The sequence below is a fragment of the Flavobacteriales bacterium genome (genome assembly GCA_016712535.1).
Lineage (GTDB): Bacteria > Bacteroidota > Bacteroidia > Flavobacteriales_F > PHOS-HE28 > PHOS-HE28.
This window is the reverse complement of sequence record JADJQW010000002.1, coordinates 661,941-676,689: the sequence shown is the minus strand read 5'-3', so window position 1 is coordinate 676,689 and position 14,749 is coordinate 661,941. Positions and strand designations below refer to the sequence as shown.

Annotated in this window: 14 protein-coding genes and 1 tRNA gene; 3 read left to right on the top strand and 12 right to left on the bottom strand. The window is 61.7% G+C overall.

The window, feature by feature from the left end:
- Window positions 1–37: 37 nt before the first annotated feature.
- The 5 genes from IPK70_02665 to IPK70_02645 form a co-directional block, all read right to left on the bottom strand.
- Complete coding sequence (locus IPK70_02665) at window positions 38–916, bottom strand: DUF2911 domain-containing protein (protein MBK8226063.1); 879 nt, start codon at window positions 914–916, stop codon at window positions 38–40.
- 65 nt (window positions 917–981) lie between these two features.
- Window positions 982–2,220, bottom strand: coding sequence for an ATP-dependent Clp protease ATP-binding subunit ClpX (gene clpX / locus IPK70_02660; GenBank protein ID MBK8226062.1), 1,239 nt, complete (start codon window positions 2,218–2,220; stop codon window positions 982–984).
- A gap of 128 nt (window positions 2,221–2,348) precedes the next feature.
- Entirely contained in the window at window positions 2,349–3,026 is a 678-nt protein-coding gene (gene clpP / locus IPK70_02655; GenBank protein MBK8226061.1) for an ATP-dependent Clp endopeptidase proteolytic subunit ClpP, read from the bottom strand.
- Between the two features lie 42 nt (window positions 3,027–3,068).
- A complete protein-coding gene (gene tig, locus IPK70_02650) occupies window positions 3,069–4,421 on the bottom strand; it encodes a trigger factor (protein MBK8226060.1) in 1,353 nt (450 codons plus the stop codon).
- 93 nt (window positions 4,422–4,514) lie between these two features.
- Window positions 4,515–4,596, bottom strand: a tRNA-Leu gene (locus IPK70_02645).
- A gap of 85 nt (window positions 4,597–4,681) precedes the next feature.
- On the opposite strand from IPK70_02645, the gene IPK70_02640 reads away from it, so the two are divergent.
- Window positions 4,682–5,584: a flavin reductase family protein gene (locus IPK70_02640; GenBank protein ID MBK8226059.1), complete on the top strand. Its 903-nt coding sequence runs from the start codon at window positions 4,682–4,684 to the stop codon at window positions 5,582–5,584.
- A gap of 41 nt (window positions 5,585–5,625) precedes the next feature.
- Window positions 5,626–6,018: a DUF3127 domain-containing protein gene (locus IPK70_02635; protein ID MBK8226058.1), complete on the top strand. Its 393-nt coding sequence runs from the start codon at window positions 5,626–5,628 to the stop codon at window positions 6,016–6,018.
- On the opposite strand, the gene IPK70_02630 is transcribed toward IPK70_02635, so the two are convergent.
- The 3 genes from IPK70_02630 to IPK70_02620 are packed head-to-tail and all read right to left on the bottom strand — an operon-like array spanning window position 6,015 to window position 8,116.
- Window positions 6,015–6,665: a glycosyltransferase gene (locus IPK70_02630; GenBank protein MBK8226057.1), complete on the bottom strand. Its 651-nt coding sequence runs from the start codon at window positions 6,663–6,665 to the stop codon at window positions 6,015–6,017. The genes IPK70_02635 and IPK70_02630 overlap by 4 nt on opposite strands.
- A gap of 3 nt (window positions 6,666–6,668) precedes the next feature.
- Window positions 6,669–7,151 (bottom strand): glycosyltransferase, encoded by a 483-nt coding sequence (locus IPK70_02625; GenBank protein MBK8226056.1) that lies wholly within the window; start codon window positions 7,149–7,151, stop codon window positions 6,669–6,671.
- 2 nt (window positions 7,152–7,153) lie between these two features.
- Entirely contained in the window at window positions 7,154–8,116 is a 963-nt protein-coding gene (locus tag IPK70_02620) for a flippase-like domain-containing protein (protein ID MBK8226055.1), read from the bottom strand.
- A gap of 45 nt (window positions 8,117–8,161) precedes the next feature.
- On the opposite strand from IPK70_02620, the gene ruvC reads away from it, so the two are divergent.
- Entirely contained in the window at window positions 8,162–8,728 is a 567-nt protein-coding gene (ruvC, locus tag IPK70_02615; protein MBK8226054.1) for a crossover junction endodeoxyribonuclease RuvC, read from the top strand.
- Here the strand turns inward: ruvC and IPK70_02610 are convergent.
- The 4 genes from IPK70_02610 to IPK70_02595 form a co-directional block, all read right to left on the bottom strand.
- Entirely contained in the window at window positions 8,725–9,114 is a 390-nt protein-coding gene (locus IPK70_02610; GenBank protein ID MBK8226053.1) for an HIT family protein, read from the bottom strand. The genes ruvC and IPK70_02610 overlap by 4 nt on opposite strands.
- A 1-nt stretch (window position 9,115) precedes the next feature.
- The gene (gene greA / locus IPK70_02605; protein MBK8226052.1) at window positions 9,116–9,589 is read right to left on the bottom strand and encodes a transcription elongation factor GreA; all 474 of its coding nucleotides are present in this window, start codon (window positions 9,587–9,589) and stop codon (window positions 9,116–9,118) included.
- A 73-nt stretch (window positions 9,590–9,662) separates the two neighbouring features.
- Window positions 9,663–10,709 carry a PorV/PorQ family protein gene (locus tag IPK70_02600; GenBank protein ID MBK8226051.1) on the bottom strand — a complete coding sequence of 349 codons (1,047 nt, stop codon included), beginning with the start codon at window positions 10,707–10,709 and terminating at the stop codon, window positions 9,663–9,665.
- Window positions 10,710–10,734: 25 nt separating this feature from the next.
- Window positions 10,735–14,691 carry a T9SS C-terminal target domain-containing protein gene (locus IPK70_02595; GenBank protein ID MBK8226050.1) on the bottom strand — a complete coding sequence of 1,319 codons (3,957 nt, stop codon included), beginning with the start codon at window positions 14,689–14,691 and terminating at the stop codon, window positions 10,735–10,737.
- Between the last annotated feature and the right edge of the window lie 58 nt (window positions 14,692–14,749).

Genomic DNA, 14,749 nt, shown 5'->3' with positions numbered 1-14,749 from the left:
CACAGGGGGGGCTTCCGTTCGGTTCTCGTGGCCCGTGCTACTTCTTGGGCTTGGCTGGCGCCTTCGCCGGCGCGGCAGGCAGGAGCTTCGTCCACTCCTCGATCTTCTCGCGGTTCATCTTCACGTAATTGGCATCCCTCTCGGCTTGGGCCAGCTCCATGCTCATGTTGGCGGCCGCGATGGCTTCGGCGTATTTGCCATTGGCGGCGCATGCCAGGGCGAGCGTGTGCGTGTTCCAGTACTTCTTCTCCATGCCAACGCTCTTCTCTGCCCAAGCGAGCGCGTCAGGCAGCCGCAGTTTGCGGTCGATGCAGAAGCGGGCGCTGCTGCTGAAGGCATTGAACTTCGCATCCGTCTTGGAGAGCGCCTCCTCGATGTTCTTCAGCGCTTGCTCCGTGCAGTCCGCCACGATGGGAATCGGCAGCCAAGTGGCCTCCCACGTGAGGTTCAGGATGGCATCGTCGCGCTGGCCCATGGTGAAATCGAATGTGAGCGTCTCCACCAGGCCGGAGTTCTTCTTGGGCTGCAGCTTCGCGGTCAGCACATCCTGCTCAGGCTTCCGTTCATCGGCGCCCCAGAGCTCGGTATTGGTATTGAGGATCAGCACCCACATCTCCGGGCCCGGAACGGTGAAGAGCGAGTACTTGCCGGCCTTGACCGGCTGCCCAGCCATGACGACAGGAGTATCGAACTCGATGGTGGTGCACTTATTCGCGCCAGTGCGCCACACTTCGCCGAATGGCACCAGATCGCCGAATATCGCACGGTCCTTCATGCTCGGCCTGCTGTATTCGATCTTGATCGTAGTGAGCCCCACGACCTGTTCCAGTTTTCCGACAGGGCTTGATTGAGGCAGTTTCTGTGCGCTGGCCAAAACGGGGGCGGCCAGCAGTGCAGCGGCAAGGAGATGCTTCATGATCGTTATCCGCGCGGATGGTTCCTGCTCGCGGGGCCACGAATGTAGCACGGGCAAGCGAGCCCTCAGGCCACCTTCAGGCTGCTCAGGCGCGAGCGGTCGAACTTCTCGCGGGCATAGCTGAGGGTGACGCGCAGCTCAGCGGGACGGTCGGGTGCGCCGGGCATCTCGTACATGGCATCGGTCATGATGGCCTCGCAGATGCTGCGCAATCCGCGCGCGCCGAGTTTGTACTCGAAGGCGCGCTCCACGATGAAATCGAGCACCTTCTTGTCGAAGGTGAGCTTCACGCGGTCCATGTCGAAGAGCTTCACATATTGCTTGATCAGCGCGTTCCTGGGCTCCGTGAGGATGCGGCGCAGGGCATCGCGGTCCAGCGGGTCGAGGTAGGTGAGCACGGGGAAGCGGCCGATGAGCTCCGGAATAAGTCCGTATCCGCGCAGGTCGGCCGGGCTCACGTACTGCAGCAGGTTCTCGTCGCTGATGCGGCCGTCGCGGCTGGCGCTGTATCCCACGGCGCTGCTCTTCACCCGGCGGGCGATGATCTTGTCGATGCCGTCGAAGGCGCCCCCGCAGATGAAGAGGATGTTGCGCGTATCGATCTGGATGAGCTTCTGCTCCGGGTGCTTGCGGCCGCCTTGCGGGGGCACGCTCACCGTGCTCCCCTCGAGCAGCTTCAACAAGGCCTGCTGAACGCCTTCGCCGCTAACGTCGCGGGTGATCGAGGGGGTATCGCTCTTGCGGCTGATCTTATCGATCTCATCGATGAAGACGATGCCGCGCTCAGCCTTGCTCACATCGAAATCGGCCGCCTGCAGGAGGCGGCTCAGGATGCTCTCCACATCCTCTCCTACATAGCCGGCCTCGGTGAGCACCGTTGCATCAGCGATGGCGAAGGGCACATTGAGCATCCGGGCGATGGTCTTGGCCAGGAGCGTCTTGCCGCTGCCGGTCTCGCCTACCAGGATGATGTTGCTCTTCTCGATCTCCACATCATCGACGCTGGTGGTCGGTTTCTGGAGCAGCCGCTTGTAATGGTTGTAGACGGCTACGCTCAGCACCTTCTTGGCATCGTCCTGCCCGATGACGTACTCATCGAGGAATCGACGGATGTCCGACGGCCGCTGCAGGATGAGGCTGCCCTCCATCTCGGAGCGGCTGCGCTGGCTCAGTTCTTCCTGGATGATGTTCTGTGCCTGCGTGATGCAGCCGTCGCAGATGTGCCCGGTGATGCCGGCGATGAGGACGTTGGTGTCCTGCTTGTCGCGCCCGCAGAACGAGCACTTGATCTCTTTCTTGTCCATGGGAGGGGGTCGGAGGGCCTTCTACGCGGTGAACGGCCCGCCAAGATACACTGCGGCCCCGCCGGAAATGGCGGGGCTGCGCTTGGTACAGTCCGGCGCACCCATTCAAGGCATCGGAATCGGCGCACCTATTTGGTGCGAACCAGCAATTCGTCGATCATGCCGTAGGTCTTGGCCTCTTCGGCCTTCATCCAGTAATCGCGATCGCCGTCCTTCTCCACCTTCTCGAAGGGCTGGCCGCTATGGCTGCTGATGATGTCATAGAGCTCCTTCTTGAGCTTCTTGATCTCGTTCACCGTTATCTCCATATCCGTGGCCTGGCCTTCGGCGCCGCCCATGGGCTGGTGGATCATCACTCGGGCGTGCTTCAGGGCGCTGCGCTTGCCCTTGGTGCCGGCGCAGAGCAGCACGGCGCCCATGCTGGCGGCCATGCCGGTGCAGATGGTGGCCACATCGGGATTGATGTACTGCATGGTGTCGTAGATGCCGAGGCCTGCGTAAACCCCGCCACCGGGGCTGTTCAGGTAGATCTGGATGTCCTTTTTGGCATCCACGCTCTCCAGGAAGAGCAGCTGCGCCTGGATGATGTTGGCCACCTGGTCGTTGATGCCGGTGCCGAGGAAGATGATGCGGTCCATCATCAATCGGCTGAACACGTCCATCTGGGCCACGTTGAGCTGGCGCTCCTCGATGATGTAGGGGGTCATCGAGCTCGTGATGGCCGAGGACGTGTAGCTGTGCAACGTGTTGCTGGAGATGCCGCGATGCTTCACGGCATACTTGAGGAATTCGTCTTTGGGGTGCATCGTTCGGGTTTGTGGCGAAGGAAGCGCGTTGTGCGGGCTGCCTCAGGAGGTTTGGGCCAAGTTTATGAACTCATCGAGGCTGACCCGACGCTGCTTCGGCTCCAGGAGGGTGGTGAAGTGCACGGTGAGCTTCTGCTGGACGATGCTATCGCGCATCCGCTGCAGCTGCTCCCGATCGCCGAGCATGCGAGCGGCCATTTGCTGCAAGCGCTCGTCATCCGGCGCCGGCATGCCGTATTGCCTGAACTGGTCGGTGATGTAGCGCTTGGCAAAGCCGTCCATCTCCTCGCCCTTGGCTTCCAGGCCGTATTTCTCGATCACGCGGTCCTCCACCAGCTTGCGCTTGAGGCCCTCCGCATAACCGGGATACCCCTCTTCCACCTTTTCAGCGGTGGTGGGCTGCTCGCTGGTCTCCTTGATCCAGCGCTTGAGGAAGCCATCGGGCAGATCGATCCGGGCCTGCTCGTGCAGCGCCTTCAGAACGAGGCGGCGATAGATGCGCTCGCTATCGCGCAGGAACATGGCCTCCATGCCCTCTTTCACCTTGGCCCGGAACCCGGCTTCATCAGCCACGGCGCCCTCGCCATACATCCGGTCGAAGAGCTCCTGGTTCAATTCGGCGGGAAGCATGCGCTTGATCTCCGCGATACGGAAGTTGAAGTTGCCCTCTAAATGATGCACCCGCTCGTGGTCCACGCCCAGCATGCGGGCCAGATCGTCATGGTCGCGGCTCACCTTGTGGGGGTCCACCACCACTTCATCGCCCACGGCCTTACCGGCGAGCGCGGCTTTGGTGGCTTCATCTTCCAGGAATTCAAGGCTGATGGTGGCGCGGTGCATGATGCCGCCTTCCTTGATCGTGCCATCGGCATTCAACTCGATCATGTCGCCAAGCAGCATGTCCTTCTCGCCACTCACTTCGGCGCTCTCCAATTTGCCGAAGCGGCGTTTCATGTCTTCCACTTCCTTGGTCACGAGCTCCTCATTCACATCCACCACGGGCATCTCCACCTTCACCTTATCGAGCTCCACCTCGAAGCTTGGAGCCAGGCCCATCTCATAGGCGAACTCGAACTCGGATGGATTGTCCCAGTCATTGCCTTCGACGCTCTCGTTCTTCGGAAGCGGCTGCCCCAGCACGCGCAATCCGTTGCTCTGGATGTAGTTCCTCAGATTCTCGTCGATCAAGCGCTCCACTTCATTCACCAGCAGCGCCTTGCCGACGCGCTTCTTGATCAGGCTCATGGGCACCTGACCCGGACGGAAACCGGGCAGCACGGCCTGCTTGCGTTGCTCCTTCAGCGCTCTCTCCACGCCGGGGGCGTAATCGTCCGGGCTGAGCTTCACCTTCAGGGTCGCGGTGAGTGCGCCGGTCTCTTCTTTGAGGATGTTCATGGTCTGTTCAACATGGGCGGTGGTGCCGCGGATGGTTAAGATGGTTCGGAATCACCGCCTTTGCCCGCTTGCGATGGGCTGTGGCGGATTCTGTACGGACGGGGGGACTCGAACCCCCACACCTTGCGGTACCAGATCCTAAGTCTGGCGCGTCTACCAATTCCGCCACGTCCGTAAGCCTTGAAAATGGGAGCGCGAAAGTAGCCACTTGATGCTCCCGGCCTGAGCGTTCGCCCGCCCGGCTACATTCGTGGCCCCCGATGAGCCATCTGCGATTCGACCCCAAGGAACTGAGCATCGGCGCGCTGCACGGGCACCTGGTGGGTGCCATCGGCCCGAGGCCCATCGCGCTGGCCAGCACCATTGATGCGCAAGGGAGGCCCAACCTCAGCCCCTTCAGCTTCTTCAATGTCTTCGGCGCCAACCCGCCGCTGATGATCTTCTCACCCGCTCGGCGCGGCAGGGACAACACCACCAAGCACAGCTACCACAATGTGAAGGCGGTTCCCGAAGCGGTGATCAACGTGGTCACTTACGCCATGGTGCAGCAGATCAGCTTGGCCAGCGGCGAATTCCCTGAGGGCGTGAACGAATTCGGGAAAAGCGGCCTCACCGCGATCGCAAGCGAAAAGGTGCGGCCCTTTCGCGTGAAGGAGAGCCCGGTTCACTTCGAGTGCCGCGTGCAGCAGGTGATCGAGACGGGTACGGGTGGCGGTGCCGGCAACCTCGTGCTCTGCGAAGTGGTGATGATCCACATCGATGGAACGGTGCTCGATGCCGAGGGCCGCATCGATCAGCGCAGGATTGACCTGGTGGGCCGCATGGGCGGGCACTTCTATGCGCGCGCGCACGGCGATGCGCTCTTCGAGCTGGCGCAGCCCAACACCAATTACGGCGTGGGCGTGGATGCGCTTCCGGCCGAGGCGCGCCTCAGCGCCATTCTTACCGGAAGCGAATTGGGCCAGCTGGGCGCCGCGCTCCGCGTTCCCGATGAGACGGCGGTGAACGAGTACAAGCTCACCGAATTGAGCGATACCTTCATCGCCCTTCAGGAAAAGCCGCAGGAACTCATGATCGCGCTCCATCGCCAAGCTCAAGCATTGCTCGCCCAAGGCCTCGTTGAAGAAGCGTGGAAGACGCTGCTCTCCTTCAACTCCAGATAGGCGCCGCCCACACACCACAGCACAACCTCAATCAACCTGCCATGGCACAAGTCATCATTTCCGGAACCATCAAAGTCGTGGGCCAGACCCAGCAAGTCAGCGAGAAATTCAGCAAGCGCGAGCTCGTTGTCACCGAGCAGGGCGGGCAGTACCCGCAGATGATCCCCATCGAGTTCAAGCAGGACAAGACAGGCTTGCTCGAGGGCTTCAGGCCCGGCGATGAGGTAACGGTGACCTGCTACGTGAACGGCCGCGAGTGGACCGGCAAGGACGGGGTGACGAAGTACTTCCTCAGCCTCGCTGGCAACCGCATCGAGCGGAGCGGAGCTGGAGCCGCATCCTCCGGCGGCGGTGCTGCACAAGCCGCACCAGCGCCCACCATGGCCGACATGCCGCCCATCAGCGCGGATGGCGAGGACGATCTGCCGTTCTAGGAGGAACCCACCCTCCTCCCCTTCCATTTCGGGCGCACCACCAGTGAGAGCAGGCCGATCAATGGCGCGTAGACGGTGAAGGCGACAAGCGCCAAGAGCGTCGATGCTGCTCCACTCGGCCTGCTGAACGCGCGCTTGACATCCTGGACCATGCCGATGATCGGCGCGACCCAGAGCAACCAGGCCACGATCAGCAGGATGAGCTGGTAAAAGCCGTGCTGCCCCATCGCGCCGATGAAGCTGAAGCGCACCGTGCATAGCACAAGGGCCCACGGCCATAGCAAGCCGATCGCTCCGAGCAGGGTGAATGCGCCGATTGCCCCGCGCATCTTGCCGGCCCAGCGAAGTCGTTGCGCGAAGAACCCTCGCCAGGAGGCCTCGGCATGGACGTTCACCAACGCATCAGCCTGCATGAGCGCTTGCACCCGCTTGCCGTGGGCACGCATGCGCTTGAGCAGGAACACATCATCGCCGCTGGCGAAACGATCACCATGGTAACCGCCCACGTCCCTGTACGCCGCACGCTTGAAAGCGAGGTTGGCTCCGTACGCCAGAGTCCCCGATCCAACAGTCGCGTCACCGAGCGTTACGCCGAGCAATGCAGCTTGTTCTTCGCGCTGGAGCGCCCCAAGCCATCCCTCACCCACGGTCTAGACCGGCAGTATGAGCAGATCCGCATCACTGTTGCTCATGGCGCTCACGATCGTGCTCATGCGCTGAGGCCCGAAACGCGCATCAGCATCGGTGAGCACGATGAGCTCATGCTCCGCAGCATCGATTCCCGTGGTTACCGCTGCTTTCTTGCCCGAGCCCTGGCTGCGTAGCACCTGCAACTGGGGCCACGCGTACCGCATCCCTTCAGCGAGAATGGCGGTGCGGTCCGTGCTGCCATCATCAACCACGATCACCTGCATCTGGTCCTTCGGAAAGGATTGCAGGTGCAGGTCCTGGAGCACCTGGACGATGCAGTCTTCTTCATTCCGAGCGGGCACGATCACCGTGACCGATGGCAGCATTCCTTCCGCCTCCAGTGCCGGATCGGGCCGCACGGCGATCGCGTTGCGCCACCGCCCGATGATGAGGGCCTGCACCAGTGCGATGGCGAAGAGCGCGGATGCGATCAGCAGACCCATGCTCAATCGCGCGCGCTGCGGATGCGGGCCGCGAGCAGGATGATGCCGCCAGCGAGCGCCGGCAGCCCCAGGTTGATGAGCCACAAGGCCGTGCTGGCCAGGAAGACCGCATGGTCCTGTGAAGGATCAGGCGAGATGAGCGCCACTGCCACGGACCCTCGGACGCCGAGTTCCGTGAGCACCACCGTGGGAATCAGCGTGGCCACCAGGAACGTCGCAGGGATCGATGCGATCGCATCGGTCCAGCTGAGCCCGCGGGTGAACACCGCGAGCAGCACAGCGAACTGCGCCGTGAACACGGCATACCGAAGCGCGCTGATCAATAGCACGCGCGTCAGCATTCCGGCGCTGAACCTCTCCAGCACGGCCGCATGCCGTTCCCAGCGCTTGATCAAGGGCAGGCGCGCAACTGTGGCGCGAAGCAGGCCGGGATTGAAGTACAGGAGCAATGTGGCCCCAGCCACCAGCGCGCAAAGGCCTATCAGCGCGGCCATGTCATTCGAGACGCGGTCCGGACCCGCAAGCAGCACCATGGCGATCAGGCCCAAGAGACCCAGCACCACAGTGACCACGAACTGCGCGATGCTCCCCACCGCGGTGGCGAAACTCGCGGCAATCCGATGCTCGGGTTCGAGGAAGAGCACCCGGCCAACGAATTCGCCGACCCGGTTCGGCGTGATCAGCCCGATGGGCGTGCCCGCGATCGTGGCGATGAACGCCCGCCACTTGGAGATCGGCTCAAGGTCGCGCACGAGCAAGCGCCACTTGCGCGACTCCAAGCCCCAATTCACGAGCATGAGGCCCAGCACCGTAACGATCAGGGCCTGGAATTCCCGGCCGTGTGATACGGCATCAAGGGCCTCCATGCTGGTCGGTGCATCGTTGCTCGATAAGCGCACGAGAAGGAATGCACATGCCAGCACGAACACGCCCCAACGGAGCAGCAGGAGGGTGCGACGGCTCACGGTACCTTCGGCGCGTTGGTGGAGTAGACGGCGAAAAGTACCCCGGTGGCCCAAGAACGCATCATCCTCGGCATCGACCCTGGCACCACGGTGATGGGATTCGGCGTGCTGCTGGAGGAAAGCGGCAAGGCCCGCTTGCTCGATGCCGGAGCCATCCGCTTCGCGACGGGCGATGATCACACGCTGAAGCTGCGTGCGATCTTCAACGAGACCCTGGCCATCATTGAGCACCATCATCCCGACGAATTAGCGATCGAGGCGCAGTTCTTCGGCAAGAACGTGCAGAGCATGCTGAAGCTGGGGCGCGCGCAAGGCGTGGCCATCGCCGCTGCGCTGCACCGTGAGATCGCCGTGGTGGAATACGCACCGAAGCGGGTGAAGCAGAGCATCACCGGGAATGGCAATGCCAGCAAGGAGCAGGTGGCCGCCATGCTCCTCAGCATCCTGGGCCTGCGCGAATTGCCATCGAGCACCGATGCCACCGATGCCGTGGCCGTCGCGGTGTGCCATCACTTCGCGAATACGCGTCCTGGACTTGCACGGAGCGCCCGCAGCGGCGGCAATGGTGGCTGGAGCTCCTTCGTGAAATCGAATCCCGACCGCCTGCGCTAGGCCTTGCGGATGCGCTCTGCAAGCGCCGCCAGCTCCTCAGGCGATAGCTTCAGCTTCGGTCGGGAGAAGTCCATGTCGCTCATTCTGTCGATTGGGATCAGATGGACATGCGCATGCGGCACCTCGAGCCCGATCACGCATACGCCGATGCGGTCGCAAGGCACTGCACGCTGGATGCGCTTGGCCGCTTCCTGCGCGAAGGTCATCATGCCAGCGAGCACATCCGGCGGAAGGTCAAAGAAGCGGTCCACTTCCAGCTTGGGCACCACCAAGGTGTGCCCTTCGCGGAGGGGCGCAATGTCGAGGAAGGCCAGGTAGCGATCATCCTCGCTTACCTTATGACAAGGAATCTCGCCATTGATGATGCGCGTGAAAAGGCTGGCCATCTCAGCGGCTTATCGCGATGATCTCGAACCGTGTGGTGCCTGCGGGCGTCACCACCTCGGCCACCTCGCCCATGGCCTTGCCCAACAGGCCCTGGCCGATCGGTGACGTCACGCTGATCTTCCCGGTCCGCACGTCGGCCTCGCTCTCTGCAACAATGATGAATCTGCGCTGGCTTTGATTGTCCACATGGCGCACCATCACCCGGGAGTGGATGTAAACGCGGCTGGTATCCACCTGACTGGTATCGATGATGCGCGCGTTGGCCACCACTTCCTCCAATTTCGCGATGCGCGCCTCCAGGAGCCCCTGCTCCTCCTTGGCGGCATGATACTCGGCGTTCTCGCTCAGGTCTCCTTTGTCACGGGCATCGGCGATCTGCTGGCTGATGTGCGGGCGATCCACAGTGCGCAGCTTGTTCAGCTCATCAGTGAGCTTCTTCAGGCCCTCTTCGGTGTAGTAGGCGGTGTTGCTCATGGCCACGTTGTCTGATGGTGCAAAGAACGGAAGAGGACCCCGAGAGGTCCTCTTCCCTGTATTCGAACGGCGCTCAGATCGTGATCCGGATGCCCAGGCAATGGAACCCGCTGAAGGGGTTCGTGGTACGGTAGGCATAGTCAAGCGCCACGGCGGACTTCTTCTCCTCACCGAATGGAAAGTCGACGCTCAGTCCAGCGCTCGGCCCGGTGAACCACGTAGCACGCTCGTCGGCGTCATCCCTCTTCTCATAAGAGTATCCAGCACGCACATGCAGCATCTTGCGGAAGGCGTACTCAAGACCCACCAGGCCTTGATCATTGGTGAAGGAGTTGGACACGAAGGTGGCGGCCACCGAGAGGCGATGCACTTCGCTGATGTGCCAATCGTAGGCCGCGCCGATGTTCAGAAGCGAAGGGATCTCCTGCTTGGCGGAACGCTGCTGCAAGGTGAGCTGATCGCTGCCGGCGATCAACAGGCCCTGCACCGCAAGGCCATCGCCGGAGAAGCTCATTGCAGGACCCACGTTCTTGAGCGCGATTCCGAAATGGACGTTATCCTGCTCGCCAGTCACGTAGTGGATGCCGGCATCGAAGCAGACCCCTGTGGCGCGCACGTTGGAGATGCTCTCCGATACCACGCGCAGCAGCAGGCCACCGTAGATGCTGTTCGAGAAGCTCTTCGCATACGCCACGCCGATGTTCGACATGGCAGGCCGGAACCCGCCGCGACCGCCTTCCGGAACGTCATAGGTGGTCACCTCAAGCTCACCGAAGGACAGCACCGTGGCTTGCAGGCCGATCACGCCGCTCGCCCCGAGCTTCTGGCCGAAACCGACCGTGTTCAGCGAAAGGCCGGCACTGGGCAGACGCATGTTCGAGAATCCGATCTCCGTTTTGCCCACCATGGCCAGACCGGCCACGTTGCCGAACATGGCCTCGGTGCCGCGCAGGCTGGCGCTATTGGCCATGCTCCAGCCACTCGAGCGTGCGAACGGGTTCAGCAGCAATTGCGTGGCTCCGGCCGACCCGGCCCTGTCCGGATTGCCAGCGAATGCGCTGCCCGCATGCAACGCCAGTGCGGCGACTGCCGCCAGCGCTTGATGATTGAATCGCTTCATGTCCTCTTCTTCGTTGAGTGATTCGCTAGAAGTTCTGCAGGTCCAAGGGGCGCAGCACGCCGAACCACTTGAGCACCTTCTCGCCCACGTTGGGCACCTCGATGTGACAGATGTACACGCCACCGGCGATGGGAATGGAATTGGAGTTCTTCAGGTCCCAATCCAGATAGGTGAGCGTGTTGTCCTTCCGGTATTTGCGCACCAAGGTGCCATTCACCGTGAAAATCGAGATCGTGCAGACCGGAGGGAGGTTGATGAACTTCACCCGGTTGTCAAGGCGTGAGGTCTCATACCCGCTGAACGCATAGTACGGGTTGGGCACGATGTTGATCTTATCGAGGAACTCATCAGCCACGCTCGCCACGTTCGTCTGCACGGCGTATTCACCGGTGCCGAAAGCGTACAGCGGCAATCCGTTATTGAGCGCGGGCGTGATGGGCGCGGGGCTGCCACTGTAATCCGTGTAGGCCCGGTAGGGCTTGCGCACATTGAGGCGGATCCTCACATCGGTAGCCAAGAGCTCCGCTCCGGGGATGAGCATGGCGCTGCCCACCCAGGCCACAGCGCGCAAGGCCGTGGTGCGCGCTGCACCTGTGCTCGCTAATCCATCACGGATGCCCTGGCCATCGTCATAGGGGCCTATGCGCGTGGGTTGCCCGCTCTGCCGCCGGTCGTTCTTGAAGACATAGATCCAGTGCCCGCCGCCGAAGAAGGGGTTGGGGATCTCGCCTTGCGGCGCCGGGAGCACGAACTGGTCATTCGGGTTCCAGACCATGTCCCTTCCGATGGAACCTCCCCAGAAGCTATTCTCTCCAAAGGCCATGTTCAGCCGCTCACCGGTCTCCAGGTCGATGGCATAGCCGGGGAACCAGCCCATGCCGTTGGCGTTGATGAATTCCGCCTCAGCCACATTGCAGCCCGGGTCGCCAGGCTTCAGGCCATTCTTGTCAACGCTGGCTTGGCCGCGTGGGAAGAGCTTCTGCACCCCCCCGACGGACACCGTGCCTGTATCCTGCTCAAGCACTGGCACACGGCTCCACTTGCTCTTGTCCTTGGTGATCACCACTTGGACGCTCGGGGTCTCGTTGATCTTGGCCAGTGTATTGGCCTGCTGACCATCAGGGGTCGCACCTGGCTGGAAGCGTGCGCCGCCTACCAAGGGCCACGGAGCCCATGTGCCGCTCAGGATCTTCTCGTAGGCCTGGGTCACGTTATCGTCAACGCCCGGGCGATCGGAGTAGGTGGGCGGGGTGACCACATCATCAATGAAGCTGCCGGAACGGATCCAGTTGAACGCTGAGACGCCCTCGGCATCCGGCACACCGGTGAACCACGCCTTCGAGGGATCATCGAAGGTGATGGAGCCCCCGATCGGTTCGGTGTAGTTCCCGTCGTAATACGCTTGACCGATGGCTACGGAGATGCCGAACTCCGGGAAAAGCTGCTCGTAGTCGATGTTGATCGCACGATGCGCTTGGATCACCTGGCCGGTGGTCACGTTCTTCAAGTACCAGTAAGCGTCATCGAGGTCACCAGGGGTAATGCTGTCCTGGAACCAGATCTCGAAGCGAGCATCAGGCACCTTCAACGGATCCACGATGCGCACGTTGATCGGTGCAAGACCGCGCTTATACACCAGTTCATCCTTGCGCCATGGGAAGCCGCTCATGATGGCATTCTCGGTGGCCGGCTCGATGTCCAACTCGAGGTTGCCATTGCCCTGTCCTTCGAGGCGGGTCACTTGTGGAGCGTCGTCGAAACCGGAATTCTGATTGGTGCCAAAGGCCTCAGGCCCCGGTTTGTGCGGAATGCCTACATAGCTGCGGATGGAGCCGAATGCCGCTTTTCGTCCCGCCACGTAAGGGAACGCCTGGCCGGTGCCCTCCGAAAGGTCGTACTCCGCGTAGTTGTTGTACCCGTAGGCGACAGCGATGTAGTAGTAGCTCTTGAAGTTCACCAGACGTGGGTCGCCTTGTGCGAACTTGTCCGTCGTGACCCGTATGGCGTGGCGCACGCCCGCGTCGGCCCCATTCACCATTTCGGTGGGCACCGCCAGTTGGATGGCAGGGTCGTAGGGGAAGTTCACGATCTGGCCAACGCCATCCTCAAGGTCGCCTTGGTACACCAAGCGCGCGAGTTCCACATTGTCCAGATCGGACACGCTGGCGTCGGCATTCTTCATCTGGTACACCTTGTACCCTTGGAAGCGGTAGTAACGGTCGTAAGGAGGGCCGCCACCGCCATCGTTCAGCGGAATGATGGGGTCGAGTTCCTCATAGCCCAGGTTCTCGTTGTTGCTGCCCTCCGGATTGACCAGGTACAGGATCAACTCCCGATCCAGTTCGCGGATGCTCAGGTCTGGTGCATCAGGTCCGTCGAGGATCTTGAAGCAATTATCGAAGAGTGCCTGTGCCTTGTCATCAGCAACGCGCAAGGGTTCCAAGCTGTTGATGGCGCCGCCCACTGGTGAGCGCGCATACACCACACCAACGGTGATGTTGTTGAATGCGCCAGGCTCCAGGGTGAAAGGACCAGCGCTCTGCACGAATCGGCGATCCACGAAGGTGCGGTCATCATCTACCCAGGAACCTTGAGGGACGCAATTGGTGCCCCAGCCCACCGGATCGGTATCGCCAGGGAACATGTAGAAGGTGCGCACGCCATTGCCCGAAGGATCGAAGCCGTTTCCGCCGTGGGTCATGGGCACGCCGTTCTTCCAGATGCTGCGCAGGTAGTTGTAGTAGTGAGCGGCAACGCTGGGGTCGGTCACGTTGGCGTTGGGCGCTTCCCGGTTGAAATAAAGGAATGCGCGCATGCCGAAACGCTCATTGTCGGGAATGCCGTCACCGTAACCGATGCCGATTCCGCGATAAGGAATACCGTGCTGCGCCTGGGCAGTGAGGCAATCGAAATTCTCCAGATAGCTCGCCGGTCCGGGATTGTCCACACCGTCATTGTCCTGGAAAGGACCTTCGAAGAAATCGACGCCGATCGCCGGCGGGGGCGGCGAAGGGCCGCCATAACCGATTGCGCCCAAGCAGCCTTCGTCAACATCGTCCCAGTTATAGATGTAGCCCAAGCCACGGCGCACATCGCAGCCGGTGAAATCGTCGTTGGAGCATCCAAGGTCGCCATCCACGAAGTGGCCGAAATAGGTGTTCGTCAGCGTTTGCGAGGCCCAGTTGATGACCGTGTAGTTGTAGAAGGTCATATTGTTGATCTCGTTGTTCGAGCTGAAGGCGAAGGCCTGCGCGCGCACTTCGAGCCCGATCGGCTGGCCTTGAGTCTCGGTGTGAGCATCGCCCTTGTCGTTGAACACCCACCAGATGTTGAAGTCGCCGAAGAGCGGCACAGGATCCTCGCGGCGCTTGTTCTTGCAATCCTCAACGGTCAGGTCGAAGCCGTAATCCGGATAATCGCCATCATAGGGGTTGTACTGGCCATCCTCGTTGTAGTCGAGGAAGGGCGCGATGTAGAGGTCCTGACCGGCTTCCACATCACCGATAGCGGGCCATTGCAGGAAAGAGGTGGGCACTGAATACCCGTTGGGGAACACCTCTGTCAGGTCGCACTCGGGGTCTTCGCTGCAGATGATCCACTGCAGGTGCGTCTCGGCCTCAGCACGCTGTGTGGTCCAGAATTGATCGTAGGCCTGGCAGACATCGGGTGTCACGCTGGCATCGGTGCGGTTCAGCGGACCTGGCCAGAAGTCATTGCCGTTCGCACGGTACAGAACCGCAGCCAGGCGCAACTGGCCGGCCGAGGAAAGGCCACCCATCCAAAGGCCTCCAGCATAGATGGCGTTCGCGCCGCTGAAGTCCTCCGTCTTGGGCACCTCGTAGCCTGAACGGGCACTGCCGCCGCGACGGGTCCAGAGGTTGCCGCCGTTCTCGATCACAGCGCGCACATTGTTATAAGCGAGCTGCGTGACCTGGGTGGCAGGCGAGCACGCGCCGGCTTTCGGCGCGCCCTGTGACCTCACTTGCTGCGTCGATCCTGCGTTGCCTATGGGACCGGCGGCCCAAGCCAACAGGCAAAGG